Raw genomic sequence first — 21,042 nt, 5'->3', positions numbered from 1 at the left:
CCTTTACATTAACTTAAAACTACCGCTTATTGTGCTTGGAGCACAGTCACTTGACCCACTGTTGGTTGCACTGTCTGTGCGGTAAAATAAATGACTTGATTAGTTTGACTTAATTTCGCCAACAACGTCAGTACTTGCTGTTGCCGGTGCGAATCAAAATTGACGAAACTGTCGTCGATCACCAGTGGCATCTGCTGGACATCGCTGATCGTCTGGGCAAAAGCCAGCCGCAGTGCCACGTACAACTGTTCCGCCGTTCCCTGTGATAATTCCCCAACGGCAAACACCTGATGATCCTGACGCATCACGGTGATCTGATCAGCCGTTAATTTTATTTTAACATATCGTTGCTGCGTTAAAATGGCAAAATAATTTTCCGCTAACGTTAACATTGCTGGCAAACGCTGCCGCGAAGTTTGGCTCAGTGTGCGCTCGATCCATTGAGCGGCTAATTGATAGCTGAGCCAGCGTTGGGTCAACGCGGTGATCTCCGCTTCCTGCTGAGCCACTTGTTGCCGTAAAATACGATAACTGCCATCACTGGCCAGTTGCTCTAACTGGGTTTGCAAGGTGGTCAATTCACGTTGCCCGGCATCTAATTGAGTTTGCTTTTGCTGTAATTCATTTTGGCGCGTCGTTAATTCTGTTTGTAAACTGGCCAAGTCAGCATATTTTTGCAAGGTCGTTAGTAACGGGCCGAGTTGATTCGCCAAAATTGTTTGCCGTTCCCGTAATTGTTGTTGACTCTGATCGGCCTGTTGGCGCTGTTGTAATTCATGCTCGCTTACCAAATGGTGGCGGGTCAATAAATCATGGCGGGCTTGGTCAGTTGCCGCGATCTCCTGCTGCACCCGGGTCGTCTGTTGCTGATAATAAGCATAGTCCTGATCACCTGCCCGTAAATTAGTCAATTGTGTCTGCTGTGCGGCCACAAAATCGCTGATCTGGCTGATCGCTGCTGCAGGTTCAACATTGGCTAACGGTAACCAGGCGCGCGCAAAATCAAAACCAGCTAACCACTGGTGCAACTGATAAGTGGTCTCATTTTGCCGTTCCGTTAGTTGCGCCTGTTGCTGCTGACAAGCCAATAAACGGGTAAAATCGTGCTGATGATTCAAGATCACATCATCACTTAAGGACCCATAATTATACCGGCCCTTTAATGACTCCCAGGCCGCGGTGGCTGCTGCTAAGTTGGCTTTGGCTTTATTGAGTTGTTGCGTTAAACCCACTAATCGTGCTTGCTGCTGATCTAATTTAGCTAAGGCCTGCTGCCATTGCTGTTGTGTCGCAGTAGTCGTTGGCGTAACTGATTGCTGCCGCCACTGCCAGATCAATCCTGCTACACCACCAACCGCCACTAATTTAAGCCACTTCGGCAGTAATAAACCGATCACCAGCACCAAGCCCCAGACCAAATAACTTTGCTGCTTACCATGCCGTTGACTGCGGCTTTGGGGTGATTGTAACTGATTTTCCAGTTGTGCAACCTGTTGTTCCGCTGTTTGGTTTTGCTGCGTTTGTTGCTGTAAAACGGCTTGTTGTTGCTGAATTTGCTGCTGTAATTGTTGCCGCTGTTCCTGATTATGGCGTGCCTGGGTCAGATCTAATTGACTAAGCGGTTGCTGGGCGGTTGTGACCCCTAATTCCGTCTGCAATTGTTGTTGTTCTTGTTGCAATACCTGTTGCTGTTGCCGCAACTCGGCACTGACCTGTAACGCCGTTTGCATCGTGGTCACCTGCACCATTTGCTCAGTAAACTCAGCCTGATGCTGTTGATAAAATAAAAAGGCCGGTGTCAACTGTTGTTCGCCAGTAGCCGCATTTAACTTGGCCGTCAATTGTTGCAATTCCGCTTGCTGACTATGGTGTTGTTGCTGTAAAGCTTGAAAAGCTTGATAAACCTGCGGCGCCAAACTTGCTGGTTGCTGCGCTAATTTTCGCTGTAAGGCCTGCCAATTCTGATAATTTGGCCAACTGCGTTGTAATTGACTCAAAGTATTGATGGTTGGGCGGGTAGTTGCGATCTGCTGATCTAATGTGGTCACCAGTGCTTGTTGCCGCTGAACCTTTTGCTGCTGGGCCAAATAAGTCGGTAAAGTTGCTTGAGCATTAGCCAATTTGGCCTTTAAAGTGGTCAATTGATTGAACGCTTGATTTAGCGGCCACACGCGTCCGCGTGGCTTGTATAAGCGAGCGGCCTCACGGCGGTATTTTTGCGCTAAATGCAGCCATTCTTGACTACCTGCCGCGCCAACAGTTAATAACTGGCGGCTAATATCAGTTTGCTGCAACTGAAAGATTGCCGTTAAGGCTTGCTGATCAAACCGAAAGATCTGGCGAAATAGCTGACCATTGATTGGCGCTAATAGTTGCTGTAAAAAGGCTTCATCATGGTGCTGGCCGTCAGCTGTAGTCACCGTCACTTCACCGCCGGCCCGGCCAGCCACACGTTTGACAATGTATCGTTGCTTATTTTGCACCAAGGTTAACTGACCACCATAGCTGTGGCCACTTTTAGGAATATATTGGGCATAAGGTTGTTTTTTCGTGGCAAAGCCAAATAAAACGCCATCAATAAAAGCGCTAAGGGTAGATTTACCCGTTTCATTATCCCCCTGAAAAACCTGGAGCTGCGGATCAAAATCAAAATGCTGCTCGTACCATTTACCAAAGCCATAAATATCGACCGCTTCAATCCGCATCAGCTTCACCTGTTCCTGCACTTTCTTGCAATAGATTCAGCACCTGGGCTTGTAAGGTTGCCGGTAAATCGGCCTGACGTAAAGCCGCCATTAAGAAATCAGGCTGCGTCAGCGGCCGCGCCACTTGCGCAATATTATGCGCATTAAAAACCGCTTGCGCACTGGCCTGCCAGTTACTTTGATCCAGCTGGTTAAAGCGGCTACCGGCTGCGACTTGCGCTTTTAATGCGTAGATCCAACGCCAAGGCTGCGCCAATGGTTGCTTTTGTAAATAGCCTAATAATTCGCCATTTGTAATTCGTTGTAAAAGCGCGGCACTTAATTGTTCGGCATCGGTTAAAGTTACTTGTAACAGTAAGGCTTGCGGTTGCTTAAAGTTAGCCACTGCCTGTTCAATGGCATTGATGATCGTTGTCAAGCGCACCGCACCAGCAACAGAAACCGCACACGTTTGCCACTGGATCGGTGCTACTTCCTGAAATTCAGGCTGTAATTGCTGACCGTGTTGGCGGACTAAATAATAACCGCGCGCACCGGCTTCATTAGGATTACGTCCTTGTGGATTACCTGCGTAGACGATCGGTGGTTCGGCTTGCAAAATTTGATGCTGATGGATGTGGCCTAAAGCCCAATAATCGTAATGCTTTTGGTTGAGCTCCGCCACACTAAAAGGGGCGTAAACCGCATGTTGACTAGCTACCCCACTTTGACTGCCGTGCAACAAACCAATTTGAAAATCAGCCGTTGTTTTAACGGGAAATTGAGCAGTCATATCCTTTTCCACCCAGCGTTGAGCATAACTAAAGCCGCTTAATGCCACGGTTTGACCGTCTTTTGTGGTTAAATGATAGGTTGTGCCGGCGCTGGGAAAAATATGGGTATTAGGTGGCAATGGTAATTCCGCCGCCGCGTCGGCAACGTAATCGTGGTTGCCATAACTTAAATACACAGGAATTTGTGCTGTAGCTAAGCGCTGTAACTGCTTTTGTAAAAACAACTGCGCCTGAATACTGCGTTCGGCCCGATCATATAAGTCCCCGACTAGACAGACAAAATCCACTTGTTGCGCCAAGGCCGCATCGACAATTTTAGCAAAGGCCGTGAACGTGGCCGCGTAGATCTGCTGCCACAAGGCTTCTGGCGCTGTCCGCAAACCTAAAAACGGCGTGTCTAAATGTAGATCCGCTGCATGAATGAATTTCATTGTTGTGGCCTTCCTTCCGTAAAAATAAAAAAACGGCCCGCGAGCGTCTAGTCAGTGTGTTGCCCCCCGACCATTCGTCCCGCGCGACCGACTTGAATTGCGCTAATTAATTTGCATAAAGCTCTTGTACTGGTTTAGTGATGATCTGGTTTAAATCATCCATAATTTGACTCATTGCTTTTTCTTTTTCCATCAAGGCCTGAACTTCTTTGAACTGGCCGACCTTTTCAGCTAAATCATGCGCTTGCTTGATTTCCGCATCGCCTAATTCTTGGCCTTGCATTTGTTTTTGTTGTAGTTCAATGTTGATTTTCTGAAATTGCTTGAACATATCGTAAGCTGGCTTATTTTGCTTCATTGCATTGTAAGCTGCCTGTAATGCAGCAAATTCATCGATCTGCCGTAATTCGCCTTCTAATTTGTTTGCTGTATCGTATACATTGACTGCCATGTTGGGCCTCCGTTAATTTAATTTATGCCTCAGCTACGTGCTTAAACAGGTAACGACCGTTAGCAAAAACGAACTGCAGTCCTGCTCAAAACACAAGCTGACTGCCACCAGTTTTAAAAATCCTCTAAAAGCTAGTTTGCAAAGCTGATCTAAGCATTATAGCTATTAGTATAACATGTTTTATAGCGTTTTCCTAGTAAGAAACGAACATCTGTACGCTTAATTACCAAACAACCCCTTAACTGAATCAAACCAACTTTTGGCCTTAGTCGTTGCTGAATCAAGGTTGGACTTCGCCTTAGCGGCACCGTTTTTCACTTGATCCCAAACATCAGAAGAATTGGTAGTTTGTTCTGCACTAGCCCGTGTCTTTGCGTCCTTGGTGCTAAATTTGGTCTGCGCAGTGTTCGGTAAAATATTTTCCATCTCGGACTTCCAAACTTTGGCTACCCCTTCTTCACTGATTCCTTGCAAGAAATGACTGCTATCGGTACTGTCAAAACCGATCCACGTTGCCACCACCACGTCTGGCGTGTAACCGACGACCCACTGATCTTTAGTGCCAAAGCCATAACTATCTGGTACTTCAGTGCTCCCAGTTTTACCAGCAACGTCATAACCACTTGGCTTAGCCGAAGTCCCCGTTCCGTAGTCAAAGACGCCAAGCATCATGCTCGTCATTTCCTTAGCCGTTTTCGCTGACATGACCCGTTTGGTCTTCGTGGCCGTATTATCGACGATCACGTTACCACTAGCATCAACGATCTTCGTAATAAAATGACTGGTTGGTCGCTTGCCTTGATTGGCAAACGTAGCGTAAGCACCAGCCATCTGGTACGGTGACACCCCGATATTCAATCCACCTAAAGCCATCGCTAAATTCTGATCACTTTTTGGTAAACTGATCCCGAAATTCTTAACTGACTGGACCCCTTTTTGAACACCGATTTGATCCAGCAACCACACTGCCGGTGCATTTAAACTTTGGGCTAGCGCACTATACATAGAAACCTTGCCGGCATAATTATTACCATAGTCAGTTGGCGTATAATGATTCGACCCGTAGGAAAGTTTCTTATCAGTTAATTGGGAATCATAATGGTAACCATTTTCCAATGCTGGCGTGTATACCGCTAGTGGCTTCATGGTCGAACCAGGTTGGCGCTTGATTTGCGTGGCCCGGTTATAACCACGAAAAACCGGCTCACTGTTACGCCCACCAACCACGGCGGCCACCCCGCCGGTTTGTGGATCCATGGCGACTGAGGCACCTTCAACTTGCGTACCGTCCGTTGCACTGGCCGGAAAAACACTGCTATCCGAAAAAGTATTGGTCATCTGTTTTTGGTAGGTTTGGTTTAGCGCAGTGTAGATCTTATAACCTTTGTTCATGATTTCTTCTTCAGTCAAACCATAACGACTGATGGCCTCATTGATCACCGCGTCAAAATAATAGGGATAGCGGTAACCATTTGTCGAATTATAATTATCCTGTAAGTTTAAGCTCGCTTGCTTCGCCGTCGCGGCCTGGCTAGTTGTTAATTTATTATTAGTCACCATCAAGCTTAAAATCAGGTTGCGCCGGGCAACATTATTTTTCGGATGGTCGATGGGATTATAAAAGCTGGGGTTACGCAACATTGCCACCATGCTTGCGGCCTCTGCGGTATTGATCTCAGCAGCACTTTTACCAAAATATTTTTCCGCAGCGTCTTGTACCCCCCAAACCCCGTTACCAAAATAAGCATTGTTCAGGTACATGGTGATAATGTCTTTTTTGCTATAAACTTTATTGATCTCAATGGCCAAAAATAATTCTTCAGCCTTACGTGTCAGCGTCTGTTGTTGGGTCAACAAAGCGTTTTTAGCTAACTGCTGAGTCAGTGTACTCCCACCACCGCTGATCTGACCGTGGTGGATCACGTAGCTGACTGCCGCCCGGGCGTACCCTTTGATACTAAAACCGGGATTAGTCCAAAAGGTGCGATCCTCCGTCGAGGTTACCGCATTTTGAATCTGGGTGGAGATTTTATTGTACCCGACATAGGTACCTTTCTGCGCGTATAGCGAACCAGCCTTTTGATCCTTGTAATCATAGATCGTAGTGGTGGTTTGCAAATTAGTCTTCAGATGTTCCACATCGGATGTTTTAGCCAAAAAAGTCAGGTAGGTGCTAAAAACTAGAAAAATTAGCAGTAGCACTAATAATACCCAGCGTGTGAGTAAAAAGCGCCGCCAAAAATGGCGCAACGCATGCCAAAAGCCGTGCCAATAGGGCGCTAAAAATTGCGTGACCGGAGCGAAAGCCCGACCTAGCGCAGTTAAAAAACGGCGAATATTAGTTAAAAATTTTTGCATATCAATCCTCATTTACTAAAGTGTTCTATACTCAAGTAGGTTGCAAAACAAGCTGATTGCTCGGCGGCGCCAAACTCAGAATAAACCAGTCACCGCTACGGGCCAAGCCAAAGCGATTTTGGTATAACCCGTAACTCAAGGTCTAGCCACTTTTTGAATCACGTGCACAAGCACTGATCGCTGAATTGCCATTACATTGTAGCATATTTACCGCACTAGAAACTTAAGCCTGGTTTAAGTTTAGGTGAAGCCGTGCACCAACACCACCGACTTTAGTCGCAACTATCATTTGGCAAGGCGGATTTTTTTGGTTAAAATAAGAACAGTCAAAAAAACGAAGGAAGTATTTCATGCAAAAATGGCAATATCATTGCACCGTCACTGCGGCCCAAACCGGCGAGCGGCTCAAGCAATACGTCCGCGGCGATCTTTTAGTTCCCAAAACGATTTATCATGAATTACGGATCCAGCGTGCGATCACGATCAACGGTCAGTATCAATCCGTTCATACGTTAGTTCACTCCGGTGATGATGTTGGTCTCACTTTTTCTAGTACGGATTTCAGCACGCCGGTGCCAGATTATCATGGTGGTGACGCGCGCCAAGTAGCCGTGTTATACGAAAACGCCGATTTATTAGTCGTTAACAAACCGATCGGAACCAAAACACACCCTAACCGGCCGGATGAGCAAGACAGTCTGATGAATCACGTCACCGCTTATTTACATTCACCAGCTTACGTCGTCCACCGCCTAGATCGCGATACTAGCGGTGCGATTGTGGTGGCTAAAAATCCAGTGGTACTGCCGATTCTGAATCGTCTGATCAGCAGTAAGCGGATCACCCGGCAATATCGCGCTTGGGTCCACGGTCATTTACCGGCCAGTGGAACCATCAGTTTACCGATCGGCCGTGATCCTTTGGATAAGCGTAAACGCCAAGTCGATGGTCCGAACGCCTTAGCCGCCATCACGCACTACAGCGTACTACAAGAAACACCGACGAAGTCGTTATTAGCGATTCAACTAGAAACTGGCCGCACCCACCAGATCCGTGTCCATTTTAGTTATTTAGGTCACCCTTTGGTCGGCGATGTTTTATATGATCCTGAAGCTACGAAGTATCCACGACTATTTTTGCATTCCGCAAAAATGCGGCTACTGCTGCCTTTTAGTTTTAAACCTGTGACGGTGACGGCACCGCTACCAGCCAGCTTCCTACAAGTGGATTGACCCGTAGGCCAAACAACAAGTTGCTAGGTGCCCAGCGATCCTGTCCTTTTAATGGCTCAATTTGCTTGAAAATCACACTTCAAGCCCGGAAGTTCTGGACTGATCATAAAAAGCTACCCACCAAAGTGAGTAGCTTTTATTGTTGTCTATTTCATTCCACAACCATCCGCTGTGTAAAGTAATCATGCACATATTGGGCCCCAGTACGATCAGGACTAATGATCAAAATCGTGTCGTGACCCGCTAAAGTCCCGGTAACTTGAGGAAACGCCAAATCGTCGATGATCGCTGCCAACGAGTTTCCATTCCCTGGTGCAGTATGGATCACATTGACAAATTCCACCTGTTTAACGGCCACAACTACTTCTGCAATGGACTCATCCAGACGCTCTGCTTCCGTTTTCTCACCACTGTGATAAATCGTATACCGTAATAGGCCATCAGTGTCGCGTTCCTTGACCACTTGCATTTCGCGGATGTCCCGGGAAATCGTGGCCTGCGTTGCGGGAATTCCTTCCGCCTCTAAGGCCGCCAATAACGCTTCTTGTGTGGCGATCGTATGCTGTTTGATGATCTCTTCAATTTTTGCTTGCCGAACTGCTTTTTTCAAAAATAGTCACCTCTGCTCCACAATAGCGGATAATTTTCATACTAAAAATTGGGAATGTTGCGGACGATGACCCTTCAGCTAGACCCAATGCCCCTAGTTGAACTACGGCTCTGTTCCGCAATAGCGGATAATTCTACTATCAAAAAAACTTGGCTTGATCACGAATCACTGCTCGGCTGAACTTGGACGCACGCGCAAATGCGTGAGCCTTCTCGTTCACCCGTTACTGATTAGCTTGATTATACCAAAAAATTCAAAACTTTACTCACTTTTACGAATAAAAATACGTTTTGGCGGTTTGACGTGCTGCTAGCTTCCTTGGTCAAAATACATATTGTCTGAGCCGCTGCTGTAGTTGCTGCTTAACAAGCGGTGGTAAAACCTTGATCTGACAATCATCACCTAAAAATAGCAACCAACTCACAGCCGCCGTAACGGTCTGTGGATCAGTCACATCAATATACCCGCTGACTTGTGCCGCCGTTTGAAAGGGGGATGTGTAAGCTAACAGTAGGCGAAACGGATGAAATTTTTTAAACTGGCCGATCGCAGCAACCCCTAATACTAAGGTAAAATTGGTCGGCGGTGTTTGCGCCCAAACACCGTAGTGGTCACCGCACAAAACACCACCCAAGTAAGGGGTGAAAGCTTGATTCCACTGGTCAAACAATAGAAAAAAGAGTTGTGCCGGAAGTCATTCACTTCAGCACAACTCTTTTTTGTACGCATAATATAGTCAAAACGTGGTTCACAAGACGGCTTATGTCGCACTCACTTTTTTATGATTACATTTCTGCTGGTGCTTCCACGCCTAACAAGGCCAAGCTTTGGGTCAAAACTTGGCTAACACTAGCAACCATGGCCAGCCGTGCCGTTTTTTCATTATCAGCAACTAAAACTTTAGTATTAGCGTAATATTTATTAAAATTCTTAGCTAAACGTAAAGCATATTTGGCAATGATCGAAGGCTCGTACGCTTTGCTGGCGCGAACGATCATATCGGGGAATTCCGCTAATTGCTTCAAAACATCCCACGCTGCAGGGTCAGTGATCGTATAATCGGCACGCGCGTTTAATTCAACTGCCGCCTTACGCAAAATACTTTGCGCCCGAGCGTTGGTATATTGCACATAAGGGCCAGTTTCGCCTTCAAACCGCACCACTTCTTCTAAATTAAAATCAAAATTATTCAAGCGTTCATTTTTCAAATCATGGAAAATAACCGCACCGATCCCGACTTGTTTAGCCACTTGTTGCTTATTGGCCAAAGCCGGGTTCTTCGCATCGATTTCTTTTTGTGCTAAGTCAACGGCATCATTCAGAACGTTCTCCAATAAAATAACGTGACCTTGCCGGGTCGATAATTTTTTACCACCTTGAGTGATCAAACCAAACGGAATATGGTGAATATCATCGGACCAAGCAAAGCCCATTTCTTTCAAAACAGCCTTTAATTGCTTGAAATGATCACGCTGCTCGTTACCGACAACGTATAAGGATTGTACAAAATGATACGTCCGTTTCCGGTAGATCGCCGCCGCAAGATCACGGGTGATGTATAAAGTTGCGCCATCACTTTTCTTGATTAAAGCCGGATTTAAATCATAGGCCGTCAAATCAACGATCTCAGCGCCCCGACTTTCTTTCAACAGCTTTTTGTCCGTCAACATTTGAACAACTTCGGCCATTTTATCATTATAAAAAGCTTCACCGTTAAAAGAATCAAATTTAATCCCTAGCATATTGTAGATCTTCATGAATTCTTTTAATGAAACCTCACGGAACCAAGACCACAGTTTAGTGGCTTCCTCATCGCCAGCTTCCAGCTTAACGAACCATTCGCGGGCCTCTTCATCTAATTCCGGATGTTCGACATCTTCCTGATGGAATTTAACGTAATATTTCAACAAATTAGTGATCGGATCAGCTTTAACTGCCGCTTCACTACCCCATTTCTTGTAACCAACGATCAATTTACCAAATTGCGTGCCCCAGTCACCTAAGTGATTGATTTTAACCGGTTTGTAGCCAACTTTAGCCAAAATATTAGCAATCGCGTTGCCGATGACCGTCGAGCGCAAATGACCCATTGAGATCGGCTTGGCGATATTCGGGCTAGACATATCAATCGGTACTTGACCTTGGTGACCCAAATCAGCGTCACCATACTGGTCTGCCTGCTGGAGAATTGTCTGGAGTAAGTCGTGACTAAATTGCGGTTTATCTAGAAAAAAATTAATGTAAGGACCAACTGCGACTACTTTTTCAAAGCCGGCTTGATTGATCTGTGCCACTAAATCAGCGGCGATTTGTTGGGGTGCTTTATGGAAAATTTTAGCGAGTTGAAACACAGGAAAAGCATAGTCCCCTAAATCAGAAGTTTTCGGGGTCTCGATTAATTTTGCCAGCGTTGCGTCATCTAGATGATCAGCCAACAGCGGCTTTAGCGCAGCAATAACACGGTTTTGTTCGTTCATAAGTAAACTCCTTTGTTTGAATGTCTTCAGTAAACACGTGATTTAAACGGCGGTCCAGTGCCAAGGTTCTGCCCCACGAATGGTCAATGATCAATCACGATTGTGTAATAATAACTAGCACCCTTTTAAAGCAGAGGCAAAAATAAAAACCGCAGGTTAAGCCCACCTCTTCCAGTTAAACTGTAAGAGACGAGATTTCCCCGCGGTACCACTCTTTTAGATAAAATATCCACTCATTATTTAATTGCTCCTCCAAAGGACGACTCAACTCGAAAATTACCTAGCTCCCACCAAATCTAGGCTCGCTGCGTATTCGCAGAGTTGATTATTTTTTTCACCGGAGCGACTTCGCTAGTTACTATACCCGATTTCCAATTAAAATTCAAGTCAAATAACGAACAAATGACCCATGGCGTAAGTCACAATCATGGTCAACAAACCAACCAACAAATTGCGCAATACGGCTTTGGTTCGGTTAGTATGCCCTAACGTTGCACTGCTATAGCCTGTCAAGATCAAGGCCAACGCGACTGCGATCACCGTCACTTGCACTTTCCAGCGCACCGGCACCAACGTGATCGTCAATAACGGCAAAACTGCCCCGGCGCTAAATGAAAGAAATGACGATAACGCGGCGTGCCAGGGGTTAAAATAATTACCTAACTCAATATTATATTTTTCCTGACAAGTGGCGCCTAGACCATCTTTCAGCATAAGCTCAGTGGCTACCTGCTGCGCCAATGCTGGCGAAATCCCTTTATCCAAATAGACTTGTGTCAAATCAGCTAGCTCCTCAGGATAATGATCGGCGATCGCCTGACGTTGCTTTTGTGCAGCTGTTTTTTGCATATCTCGTTGCTGACTGACCGATACAAATTCACCGCCACCCATGGAAAAAGCGCCGGCGATCAAACCAGAAATGCCAGCAATGAATAACGCAAACGAACTCTGTTGTGCACCGGCAACCCCGAGAACGATCCCAGCCGTTGAAATAATACCATCATTCATGCCTAGAACACCTGCACGTAAAACATTGAGCCACTCAGTTAACTTTAAGGATGGCTTAGCCGCCGAACGGTGAATATGTAAATCAATCATGTGATCGTTCCTTTCTTTGCTTGTTCTCATCTAACTGATATTTCTTCTCAATTATAACACGCTTTGTAACCGAATACAGTTAAATTAGAAATAACTTATGCTATCAGTTATAATAGTTGATTTAAAAACCGCTAAATCAATAAAATACCGCTTCAACTTAAAATAGCCTGGTATTTTCCCGCCCAAAATTGTGTGCGGACAAAAAGTGCCAATTGATCGTAGGCCTGGGCACTGGTAATAATATTACGTTCCACAGGTACGCCCCGGTTTAACCACAGCACCTTGTTCATCGCCAGTGCCCCGATTGCTTCTAATTGGTCCAAGGTTCTAGCCACCGAATACCGACTAACACCATAAATACCGCCCAGTATTTCTTGCGTCTGATAACAAACTTTTAACGCGTCAGCGTGGTAATAAATATTTTGTTGAACGGCTAAATAAGCCGCGTAACCTTTAATTTTCTCACTAGGTTTTTTCAATTTTAATTTGATCTGTTGCCAATCCGCAACATCAATTCGGGTAAACCCTTGCTGGTAACTTTCCCCAGTAAAATTAAGCGGTAATCGACAACAAAACCAGCCCTGAGTCCAATCCTGATTCGCAGTAAGCGGGGTAACACTGATGATCTGCTGCGTCACTAAATCAAGCAAGCTTTGCCGTAGTAACTTCTTCTTACGTGAATCTAGGCCTAGACTAAGCTGCAATAATTCGACTGAGATCGCCTGAGTTCGCATAAATTTAATTTCGGCAGTAACGATCCCAGGAAGCTGAAAAAGTGCTAAACCACCATAAACGGCCAAAGTTAAGGCATTTAAATTGGGAACCATAAAAATCGTGCGCGGTAAATTAACCGTTCCCAATTCAAGGGGTTGCTTCCCCAAATATTTGTCCCAACAATGAGCTTCGCGGTCGGTCATTTTTCTCAATTGCTGTTGTGGCATCAATGTTCACCTTCCTAATAAAAAATTAACGCTGCTTTAAATGCGTAGTACATTAAGTGCTTATTACTTAAGTTCTTAATACTTAAATACTTACTGTGGCGTTTTAAACAAAAACTTGTAAAAAAATATTTTAAAAACAACAATTTCAGTGATTTTTGCTATACAAAAGCACTCCTTTCTGTATATAAGTTACGCAAAAAATACGAGAAGTGTTTTTTTAACTTTTCAAAAGCTTATAAAAAAAACACTTTCGTACTGATATCCTTGCCAAACTAGGTAGCCGCAACACGACTTTCAAAAAGTTTTAACAAAACAGTTGACAGTTCATTCGGTACCGAACTATAATCATAAACGAAATAAAGTTAGGTACCGAACTGTTTCCCAAACAAAATGAAATGAGGCAACTATTTATGAGTGAATTTACCGATGAATTAATGAAGCAACTGCGTTTTATCAGTCAGGCCAGTAACGCTTTTATGCGCGACAATAAGCAAAAATTGACCGGCCAACAACGGGTGCTGGCGGTGCTGGCCCACACGGATAACTTGAATCAAAGTTATTTGGCGGAAATTTTAGACTTGCGCCCCAGCTCACTGGCCGAATTATTGAAGAAAATGGAATTAAACGGCGATATTGTGCGTACCGAAGACGCCAACGACAAACGAATCAAGCAGGTGGCCTTAACTGAGCAAGGCCGGCAAAAGGCGCAAAAAAACGCCGCCCAAAAAACAGCCGACGCCAGTGAAACCTTTTTTAATGGTTTAAACGAAACCCAGCAGCAAGAATTCGCCGACTATTTAGCCAAGATCACCGCTGGCTGGCCGGAAGATTTCCAACATGAGTCGCGGCGTTTCGTGGACCCGCTGGACCGTCTGCAAGCGATGCAAGACCTGCACGACGCCTTTACCGCGCAATACGGCGAGCGCCAGAACCTATCGGCGGAAGAAATGAAAGATCTGAAAGCGCAAATGCGGCGGGCGATGCACGAGATGCCGTTTATGGGACACCGCGGTATGCCTGGTTTTAGTGGCGGCCCCCGCGGTGACCGTAGTCATCATCATGGCTTCCGCCGCGATCCCCGCGCCGGTTTCTGGGATCAACGCCCTGACGGTGAAAAGCCCAACGAAGATGATTGGAAAGATTTTTAGAGACGGAAGAAGGCAGTTAACATGCGTAATCCAACATTAGCGGCGGAACTACCGGCCGCTAAAGGCAAATTTAAATTAAACGATTTTCTCCATTTGATCAATAGCGTTAACCCGAAAAAAGTGCTGTTCGCCGTTGGGATCTTGTTCAGCCTAGTCACCAGTGGCGCCAGCTTGATCGTGCCGCAATTGACTAAAGGGCTGATCGACACCAGCAGCCTGAGCAAAATCAACGGGCCGATGATCGCCGTTTTAGTCGTTGCTTTTTTGGCCCAATTAGGTTTCGGTACTTTAGGCGGCTTCTTACTCCGTTATGTCGGTGAAAGTGCCGTTAAAACACTGCGCGAACGCTTGTGGACCCACCTGCTAAAATTACCTGTCGATTACTTTGACGAGCACAAATCAGGTGAAAGTAGTTCGCGCTTAGTGAATGATACTAGCGTGATCAAGGATCTGGTCACCCAGCAGTTCCCCAACTTCATCACCGGTGCGATCCAATTAGTCGGCGCGATGGTCATTTTATTCGTGATGGATTGGAAAATGGCGCTGTTGATGTTTAGCGCCGTGCCAATTATCGCTTTGATCCTATTGCCGATCGGTCGGTTCATGGCACGGATCGGCCGCCAGTTACAGGCCGCTACCGCCGACTTCAACGCTGACGCCAGTGAAAAACTGGCCGATGTGCGCCTGATCAAAGCCAGCAACGGCGAAACCTTTGAAAAGGTCACTGGTGGTCATTTTATTGACCGCATCTTCACTTTAGGCGTTAAAGACGCCAAAATCGAAGCCGTGCTGCAACCGATCATGATGACGGCGATGTTAGGCCTGTTTGTCGGTATCCTCGGCTACGGCGCCGTCCGTGTCCAATCGGGCACACTGACTAGCGGCTCATTGGTTGCTTTCCTACTCTATTTGTTCAACATTATTGCGCCAGTGACCACCTTTGCCACTTTCTTCTCCCAAGTGCAAAAAGCCATGGGCTCCACCGAACGGATCCAGGAAATTTTGGCCACGGAACCAGAACCAGCCGATCAGGCCACCGCCGTTGACGTTGTCGGCCAAACCATGACTGTGAACGACCTATCCTTTGGCTACACCGCTGATCAACCAATTTTGCACAACGTTAATTTTACCGCCAAACCGAATACAGTGGTCGCCTTCGCTGGCCCTAGTGGCGGCGGTAAATCAACGATCTTCGCGTTGCTGGAACGCTTTTATCAACCAGATACCGGCACGATCAAAATTGGTACCCAAAATATTCAGGATATTGATCTGGCCAACTGGCGCCGCCAAATCGGTTACGTTTCCCAAGACAGCGGCGTTTTTGCCGGTACGATCCGCGAGAACCTACAATACGGCCTCGACAAAACGTTGACCGACGCTGAATTATGGCACGGCTTAGAACTCGCTTACGCCGACCAATTTGTCCACGACTTTACTGCTCAATTGGACACCCAGATCGGCGAACGCGGCGTCAAGCTGTCCGGCGGCCAAAAACAACGCCTCGCCATCGCCCGCGCCTTTCTCCGTGATCCGAAGATCTTGATGCTGGACGAAGCCACCGCCAGCCTGGATTCACAATCCGAAGAAAAAGTTCAGCGCGCCCTCGACCAGCTAATGGTCGGCCGCACCACGCTGGTGATCGCCCACCGGCTTTCCACCATCGTCGACGCCGATCAGATCTACTTTATCGAACACGGCGCCGTCACTGGTCATGGCACCCATAGCGAATTGATGCAGAGCCACGCCCTGTATGCACAGTATGTGAATGAACAAGTCGTGAATTAAGCAGCAGACCTATCTGGAACTCAGCAGATAGGTCTGTTTTTTGTACGAGCTACGCTATAATAGAATCGCCATATATGTTTCGATCTCCTTTCGCACTTTAAATAGCTTGGCATATTCGATCAAACGGTCTAAATTCTTATTTGATTGCCGGGCATATGCCGTCATAGCCTGCTTGATTGTTTCCACATCAGAACGGTCACGCTTGCGTAAAATGTCGCATAAAGTTCGCTCAAGATCATAGGTCCACAAATTATTTCCACCAGGTCCCACAACCTCAATGAGTCCAACACCATACAGATGTTGTACCTGACGATAGGTTTTTAAAGGTGCGCTCAGATCTCCTTGAAGTGAACAATTGATTGGAAAATTCATTTCATACGTATCTGGCGTTCGATCAAGCATGCCATGCAGAAATAAAGCCGTATCCTTAAAAAAAATACCGCGTGAATACCTAAATTGAAGCGCAAATAAATCATCACCAAACTCGTTAGGATCAATATAAATACCCCGACCAAGTTTCGCTAAAGTGCCACGTTGATGCATTAAGCTCAATATTTTTGCGGAAACACCAAATTGCGCCGCATCTTTAGTTGTTATTTGACCATTATTTCTTTTTAAGAATTCAATTACTTTATCAAATTGCGTCAACATAAAATCCACCTACTTCCGTTATATATGCAAATTATATCACAGCATGCATATATAACGGAAAAATGGTCTTTAACAAGATCATAAACTATTTTTAGTGAACAACTCTGGCCTGTGTACTATCCCCCCTCCGATTAAACTTTAGTTACAGGCTCATTTCTGTTACTTGCACACTGAACAATACGGCGTACTTCAGTGTATAAGTAACAAGAATAACCCAGCATTTTGCGCACCTAATAATTAATATACGCAAATTAAGGCAATAATATTTTAACTAAAAAATATGGTTGTTCAGACTAACGTAAGCGCTATAATTAAATCAAAAAATACTAACACGTCCATTTACCAATACGGGGAGTTGAGCGCATGCAGCCACGTAAAAAATTAGCCGCGATTGTTGGCGGCAACACCCTGATTCAAATTTTGTTGATCGTTATTTTTCAACGTTTATTACCGGCACAGATCCCCACCCACTTCGGCTTTACCGGACAAACCGATAGTTATAGTTTCACTGGTAATCCGTTACTAGCAAGTCTCGTTTTGATCTTAATATTTAATCTCGGCGTGTTTCTACTGAATTACGCTAACTTTTTGATTCCACATCTATTCCAAGTTTTTAGTCTTTTTTTGGCGGCCAGTTTGTGGGTGATTTTGTTACGCCTGCTATTGCACGTCACTTGGCTGGTTGCTTTGCAGTTCGGACTCAATATTGTGGTAACGGTAGCACTGAGTTACTTAGTGTTGCGCTATGTCGTAACCTATTTACGGTTTAAATAACTACTAATTGAAAGGCTGGTGGCGGTCATGCTTATTTATGGCGTAGGTATTCTTTTTCTAGTCCTCTTTGGCTTTTTTGCAGTGGTTAAAATTCCGATCAATCACTGGTTTGGCTACCGTACGCCAGCATCGATGCGCGATGAAAAAAGTTGGCGTCTTGCCAATCGTTACATGGGTAAAGTCAGCATCATTTGAACTTTACTGTACCTACTGTTTTATTTTATTTTGACTCAGTTGCACATTAGCACCACCGATTCTGATAATTGGGTGTTCGGCTACATCGTGATTCCTTTTGTTGGCATTGGATTGACCGAGTTGAAGTTACGTCGATAGCCAAAAACGCCGTACTGAATTGTAAGTACGGCATTAAGTGTCCTACAGTCATTAGACCTCTTGTCTAACAATTGTAGGGCACTTTAATTACGTATTCTCTTTTTATATACATTATTTATCAATAAGTAATTGACACATTTTGTAAAACATGTTTTACTTTAAATGTAAAAAGTATTTTACTTTTTGCTGGAGGTGTGAGCTTGGAAAATACCATTCGCGTTCGGCGGAAACAACTTAAATTGTCACAAGCGGAACTAAGTGAACTAACCGCAGTGACGCGACAAACAATTAATGCAATCGAAAACGCAAAATATGATCCTTCATTAGAATTAGCATTTAAACTGGCTAGTGTATTACACACCACCGTGGATAATTTATTTGATCACGGGGTTGAAAAGCATGAGTAGCACAATAAGTAAATAATGACGCCATTTAGGGTACTTTTATTGAGCTCAATTTGAAATATTACCAACTTAGAATAAATATAATGGCGCATGAAATCTACGGGGGGATTTATGATGAATACTAAAAAACATATTTTGCAGGTTGCAGTTGGGGCAACATTGATGTTTGGAGTCATATATTTACTTAGTATACTTGGTATTATTTACGGTTCGCTGAGTAATATTTCATCTACAGTCAGTCTCCTTATTGTGTTACTCATTTTAATAGCTGTTTTTACTTCATTTAAATTAACAGGCAAACAAAGTCGGAAAGCAAAATGGTTGGATCTTAATGAAGACAGCTACCCCGCCGATATGGAACATAATGACGAACGCGAATGGCGTATGATGCTAACCGCTACTTATATTTCTCTACGTATTTTGATCGGTTTTATTTCTTTAGCTTTGGTCCCAATTATCATTGTGGCCTATGCAGGTATTAGCGTCAATGGAAGTTTAGTTTTATTATATGCACTATCAGTATTAACATTGGCACTTTTAATTCAAGAATGGTGTTATGTACTGGTCTATTGGCACCTGGATCGCTAATATACTTTCCGAGTAACAAAAGCCACTTTATAGATAAAATCAATTTATCTGTAAAGTGGCTTTTTATTTTTTGTTGATCAATATCCAAAAACAGGTTCACAACGTGATTTGCTGGTACATCGCACCTGCAAAGACCACTAAAACAATGATTGCTATAACGATATATTGCTGTTCATTCGGCAGCAAAAAATTTAGTTCTACACAATCATTGTCTACTCGCTGCCGCTTTGCTTTAAAAATCAGCAATTCATTCACCAACAACTGTAACACCGGTAAGATAAAAATTTGCCAAGCTGGTCCCACCGCATCCACTTTATCATTATCCGCAATATGCGTTGCAATTGTGCTAGGCGCAATGATGAAACAGATAAGCCCGAATAAAACACTTAGCAGTGAAATCAACCTAATAATAAATTTAAATTTTTGCATCCCCTATCCCTCCAGGCCATATTATACGCTTCGAAGGATATGATCAGTACTAAATAATGCCGATGTTAAGTAAAATTAGGTAGCGTGTGCCAGCTTATTTTCAATGAACCTAGTGAATACTGCCGCGTTTATTTCCCCAGTCTAGCCTTAAAACTAAGCGCAAAACCGATCCCCAAAAATGAAATCAGCGCCGTGCTTAACATAACCGCCTTGAAGCCGGCGGTAAACATTGACGCACTAAGCGTACTGCCAAACTGATAAAATACGCTCACCGCAACCGTGGTGCCAACCGCGCCGCCTAGCAAACGAAACACGTTATAAATTCCGGAGGCTTTACCGATCGATTGACCGTCGACGGCGCCTAACACAGCCTTTTGCAGAGCTGGCCCCGCCATTGACAGTCCGGCGCCAGCGATCACTAACGGCACGATCATTTGCCAGTACTGAGCTTGTCCGTTTAAAATGAGCATGATCAACAAATAGCCTAGCCCCTGCAAAAATAAGCCTAGCACCGCGATCGCTTTTTCACCAAAATGATCAACGGTGGAACCGGCAAATGGCGCGATCACAACTAAAGTGCCTGTCCACGGCAACATTTCTAGGCCCGCCTTAAGCGCATTCGCCGAACCCGCAATTTGCAAAAACTGCGGCAAGAAAAAGACAACGCCATACATTGAAGCGTACAGGAGAAAAGTCGCCATATTGCCACCAGTAAAAGTCCGCGATTTAAAGAACTTAAGCGGAATCATCGGTGTGGCCTCTTTGTGTTGGCGGTAAATAAACCACACGCCTAATAACACACTGAGCAACCCTAAACTTAGCGGTAAGGTTGCGTTGGTGCTTGAAGTCAGCGCCGATAAAGACCAGATGAGCCCTGCAAACGCCAGCGTGATCAAGCTGGCATCGAGCCAGCTCAACCGATCACTACTGCCTTTACTTTCTGGCAAGTGCCGCTTAGACAAATAAATTGCCCCAATGCCGATCGGTACGTTGATCCAAAAAATCCATTGCCACGCCAGTTTAGCAACGATCAAACCACCTAGTGATGGCCCAACGATCAAGGCTAAGCCACCAATACCGCTCCAGATACCCAACGCTTTGCCCCGTTTTGCGGCCGGCAATGCATGGGATAAAATTGCCATCGACATCGGCGTCATCACCGATGCGCCGATTCCCTCAATGATGCGCGCACTCACTAAGAGCGTAATATTAGGCGCCAACGCACACAAAATGGAACCGAAGGTAAAAATCAGAATCCCCCAATTATAAATTTTTCTGCGCCCGCTCCGCTCGCCTAAGGATACCCCGACCAACAACACCGCCGCGATCGTGATGTTATAGGCATTTAACGCCCATTGCAACGTACTAACCGAAATTTGGAAATCATTTCTGATCGCCGTCGTTGCCGTTGTGACGATCATTGAGTCCATCATCGACATGAAAAAACCTAGCGATGTTAAAACCAAGATCCAAGTGGTGCTACTGCATTTATTTTGCATGATTAATGATGTGCTCCTTTCAAGGTCAAAATAAATAGTTAAAAAGTTTTCGAACTATTCAACAGTAGCACTTCCACTTTTTCCTGACAAGGTGATTTTTCCAAAATAAAAAGACAAGCTTCTGAGTATAGTACCTCAGCACTTGCCTATCGCGACACTGATTCAAATTTAAATGGCTCTATACTTTTTCCTGTTGATCGTTTACAAAGTGGTAAGCTATTAACAGGATTTTTTGTGCAAAAAAGAGCCCACAGCCCCCATCCAAAAAATCCACCCACAACAGTATCATTTAAAAGGATATGAGAAAACCGTGAACCCTATAGACCATCATATAAAATTTGCGCTCAATATTAAA

The 21,042-nt window shown here is 44.9% G+C and carries 19 protein-coding genes; 7 read left to right on the top strand and 12 right to left on the bottom strand.

The window, feature by feature from the left end; genetic code table 11:
• Positions 1–26: 26 nt before the first annotated feature.
• The 4 genes from FFM78_RS01075 to FFM78_RS01060 form a co-directional block, all read right to left on the bottom strand.
• Positions 27–2,705 carry an ATP-binding protein gene (locus tag FFM78_RS01075; protein ID WP_137636591.1) on the bottom strand — a complete coding sequence of 893 codons (2,679 nt, stop codon included), beginning with the start codon at positions 2,703–2,705 and terminating at the stop codon, positions 27–29.
• A complete protein-coding gene (locus tag FFM78_RS01070; RefSeq protein ID WP_137636590.1) occupies positions 2,695–3,909 on the bottom strand; it encodes a metallophosphoesterase family protein in 1,215 nt (404 codons plus the stop codon). The genes FFM78_RS01075 and FFM78_RS01070 overlap by 11 nt, the downstream gene beginning before the upstream one ends.
• A gap of 106 nt (positions 3,910–4,015) precedes the next feature.
• Positions 4,016–4,360, bottom strand: coding sequence for a YlbF family regulator (locus FFM78_RS01065; RefSeq protein ID WP_137636589.1), 345 nt, complete (start codon positions 4,358–4,360; stop codon positions 4,016–4,018).
• A 219-nt stretch (positions 4,361–4,579) separates the two neighbouring features.
• Complete coding sequence (locus FFM78_RS01060; protein WP_137636588.1) at positions 4,580–6,718, bottom strand: PBP1A family penicillin-binding protein; 2,139 nt, start codon at positions 6,716–6,718, stop codon at positions 4,580–4,582.
• A gap of 350 nt (positions 6,719–7,068) precedes the next feature.
• On the opposite strand from FFM78_RS01060, the gene FFM78_RS01055 reads away from it, so the two are divergent.
• The gene (locus FFM78_RS01055; protein ID WP_137636587.1) at positions 7,069–7,950 is read left to right on the top strand and encodes an RluA family pseudouridine synthase; all 882 of its coding nucleotides are present in this window, start codon (positions 7,069–7,071) and stop codon (positions 7,948–7,950) included.
• Between the two features lie 151 nt (positions 7,951–8,101).
• On the opposite strand, the gene argR is transcribed toward FFM78_RS01055, so the two are convergent.
• The 5 genes from argR to FFM78_RS01030 all read right to left on the bottom strand — a co-directional run bounded on the left by argR (position 8,102) and on the right by FFM78_RS01030 (position 13,079).
• Entirely contained in the window at positions 8,102–8,560 is a 459-nt protein-coding gene (argR, locus tag FFM78_RS01050; protein ID WP_137636586.1) for an arginine repressor, read from the bottom strand.
• A 322-nt stretch (positions 8,561–8,882) separates the two neighbouring features.
• The gene (locus FFM78_RS01045) at positions 8,883–9,182 is read right to left on the bottom strand and encodes a hypothetical protein (RefSeq protein WP_137636585.1); all 300 of its coding nucleotides are present in this window, start codon (positions 9,180–9,182) and stop codon (positions 8,883–8,885) included.
• Between the two features lie 163 nt (positions 9,183–9,345).
• Positions 9,346–11,037 (bottom strand): arginine--tRNA ligase, encoded by a 1,692-nt coding sequence (gene argS / locus FFM78_RS01040; protein WP_137636584.1) that lies wholly within the window; start codon positions 11,035–11,037, stop codon positions 9,346–9,348.
• Positions 11,038–11,424: 387 nt separating this feature from the next.
• Entirely contained in the window at positions 11,425–12,135 is a 711-nt protein-coding gene (locus tag FFM78_RS01035; protein WP_137636583.1) for a VIT1/CCC1 transporter family protein, read from the bottom strand.
• A 152-nt stretch (positions 12,136–12,287) separates the two neighbouring features.
• Positions 12,288–13,079: a hypothetical protein gene (locus FFM78_RS01030; RefSeq protein WP_137636582.1), complete on the bottom strand. Its 792-nt coding sequence runs from the start codon at positions 13,077–13,079 to the stop codon at positions 12,288–12,290.
• A gap of 407 nt (positions 13,080–13,486) precedes the next feature.
• On the opposite strand from FFM78_RS01030, the gene FFM78_RS01025 reads away from it, so the two are divergent.
• A complete protein-coding gene (locus tag FFM78_RS01025; RefSeq protein WP_137636581.1) occupies positions 13,487–14,224 on the top strand; it encodes a MarR family winged helix-turn-helix transcriptional regulator in 738 nt (245 codons plus the stop codon).
• Between the two features lie 21 nt (positions 14,225–14,245).
• Positions 14,246–16,009, top strand: coding sequence for an ABC transporter ATP-binding protein (locus tag FFM78_RS01020; RefSeq protein ID WP_137636580.1), 1,764 nt, complete (start codon positions 14,246–14,248; stop codon positions 16,007–16,009).
• A 54-nt stretch (positions 16,010–16,063) separates the two neighbouring features.
• Here the strand turns inward: FFM78_RS01020 and FFM78_RS01015 are convergent, their stop codons facing one another.
• Positions 16,064–16,660 carry a type IV toxin-antitoxin system AbiEi family antitoxin domain-containing protein gene (locus tag FFM78_RS01015; protein WP_223876975.1) on the bottom strand — a complete coding sequence of 199 codons (597 nt, stop codon included), beginning with the start codon at positions 16,658–16,660 and terminating at the stop codon, positions 16,064–16,066.
• 363 nt (positions 16,661–17,023) lie between these two features.
• On the opposite strand from FFM78_RS01015, the gene FFM78_RS01010 reads away from it, so the two are divergent.
• The 4 genes from FFM78_RS01010 to FFM78_RS00995 all read left to right on the top strand — a co-directional run bounded on the left by FFM78_RS01010 (position 17,024) and on the right by FFM78_RS00995 (position 18,759).
• A complete protein-coding gene (locus tag FFM78_RS01010) occupies positions 17,024–17,434 on the top strand; it encodes a DUF1648 domain-containing protein (RefSeq protein ID WP_137636579.1) in 411 nt (136 codons plus the stop codon).
• A 27-nt stretch (positions 17,435–17,461) separates the two neighbouring features.
• Positions 17,462–17,629: an SdpI family protein gene (locus FFM78_RS01005; RefSeq protein ID WP_137636578.1), complete on the top strand. Its 168-nt coding sequence runs from the start codon at positions 17,462–17,464 to the stop codon at positions 17,627–17,629.
• Between the two features lie 338 nt (positions 17,630–17,967).
• Positions 17,968–18,174 carry a helix-turn-helix transcriptional regulator gene (locus FFM78_RS01000; RefSeq protein WP_137636577.1) on the top strand — a complete coding sequence of 69 codons (207 nt, stop codon included), beginning with the start codon at positions 17,968–17,970 and terminating at the stop codon, positions 18,172–18,174.
• Between the two features lie 111 nt (positions 18,175–18,285).
• Positions 18,286–18,759 carry a hypothetical protein gene (locus FFM78_RS00995; protein WP_137636576.1) on the top strand — a complete coding sequence of 158 codons (474 nt, stop codon included), beginning with the start codon at positions 18,286–18,288 and terminating at the stop codon, positions 18,757–18,759.
• A 96-nt stretch (positions 18,760–18,855) separates the two neighbouring features.
• On the opposite strand, the gene FFM78_RS00990 is transcribed toward FFM78_RS00995, so the two are convergent.
• Both FFM78_RS00990 and FFM78_RS00985 read right to left on the bottom strand, forming a co-directional pair.
• A complete protein-coding gene (locus FFM78_RS00990) occupies positions 18,856–19,188 on the bottom strand; it encodes a DUF1648 domain-containing protein (protein WP_137636575.1) in 333 nt (110 codons plus the stop codon).
• A gap of 128 nt (positions 19,189–19,316) precedes the next feature.
• Positions 19,317–20,687 carry an MFS transporter gene (locus FFM78_RS00985; RefSeq protein WP_137636574.1) on the bottom strand — a complete coding sequence of 457 codons (1,371 nt, stop codon included), beginning with the start codon at positions 20,685–20,687 and terminating at the stop codon, positions 19,317–19,319.
• Positions 20,688–21,042: the final 355 nt, after the last annotated feature.

The sequence above is a fragment of the Loigolactobacillus binensis genome, from assembly GCF_005405165.1.
Classification (GTDB): Bacteria; Bacillota; Bacilli; order Lactobacillales; family Lactobacillaceae; genus Loigolactobacillus; species Loigolactobacillus binensis.
The sequence above is the reverse complement of the archived record's forward strand: the minus strand, read 5'-3'. Positions and strand labels throughout refer to the sequence as shown.

Bases quoted from the DNA above. Each gene is read 5' to 3' on its own strand.
- FFM78_RS01065 (WP_137636589.1), bottom strand. From the start codon at position 4,360: ATGGCAGTCAATGTATACGATACAGCAAACAAATTAGAAGGCGAATTA.
- argS (WP_137636584.1), bottom strand. From the start codon at position 11,037: ATGAACGAACAAAACCGTGTTATTGCTGCGCTAAAGCCGCTGTTGGCT.
- FFM78_RS01025 (WP_137636581.1), top strand. From the start codon at position 13,487: ATGAGTGAATTTACCGATGAATTAATGAAGCAACTGCGTTTTATCAGT.
- FFM78_RS01005 (WP_137636578.1), top strand. From the start codon at position 17,462: ATGCTTATTTATGGCGTAGGTATTCTTTTTCTAGTCCTCTTTGGCTTT.
- FFM78_RS00985 (WP_137636574.1), bottom strand. From the start codon at position 20,687: ATGCAAAATAAATGCAGTAGCACCACTTGGATCTTGGTTTTAACATCG.
- FFM78_RS00995 (WP_137636576.1), top strand. From the start codon at position 18,286: ATGAATACTAAAAAACATATTTTGCAGGTTGCAGTTGGGGCAACATTG.
- FFM78_RS01015 (WP_223876975.1), bottom strand. From the start codon at position 16,660: ATGTTGACGCAATTTGATAAAGTAATTGAATTCTTAAAAAGAAATAAT.
- FFM78_RS01075 (WP_137636591.1), bottom strand. From the start codon at position 2,705: ATGCGGATTGAAGCGGTCGATATTTATGGCTTTGGTAAATGGTACGAG.
- FFM78_RS01010 (WP_137636579.1), top strand. From the start codon at position 17,024: ATGCAGCCACGTAAAAAATTAGCCGCGATTGTTGGCGGCAACACCCTG.
- FFM78_RS01020 (WP_137636580.1), top strand. From the start codon at position 14,246: ATGCGTAATCCAACATTAGCGGCGGAACTACCGGCCGCTAAAGGCAAA.
- FFM78_RS00990 (WP_137636575.1), bottom strand. From the start codon at position 19,188: ATGCAAAAATTTAAATTTATTATTAGGTTGATTTCACTGCTAAGTGTT.
- FFM78_RS01070 (WP_137636590.1), bottom strand. From the start codon at position 3,909: ATGAAATTCATTCATGCAGCGGATCTACATTTAGACACGCCGTTTTTA.
- FFM78_RS01035 (WP_137636583.1), bottom strand. From the start codon at position 12,135: ATGATTGATTTACATATTCACCGTTCGGCGGCTAAGCCATCCTTAAAG.
- FFM78_RS01055 (WP_137636587.1), top strand. From the start codon at position 7,069: ATGCAAAAATGGCAATATCATTGCACCGTCACTGCGGCCCAAACCGGC.
- FFM78_RS01060 (WP_137636588.1), bottom strand. From the start codon at position 6,718: ATGCAAAAATTTTTAACTAATATTCGCCGTTTTTTAACTGCGCTAGGT.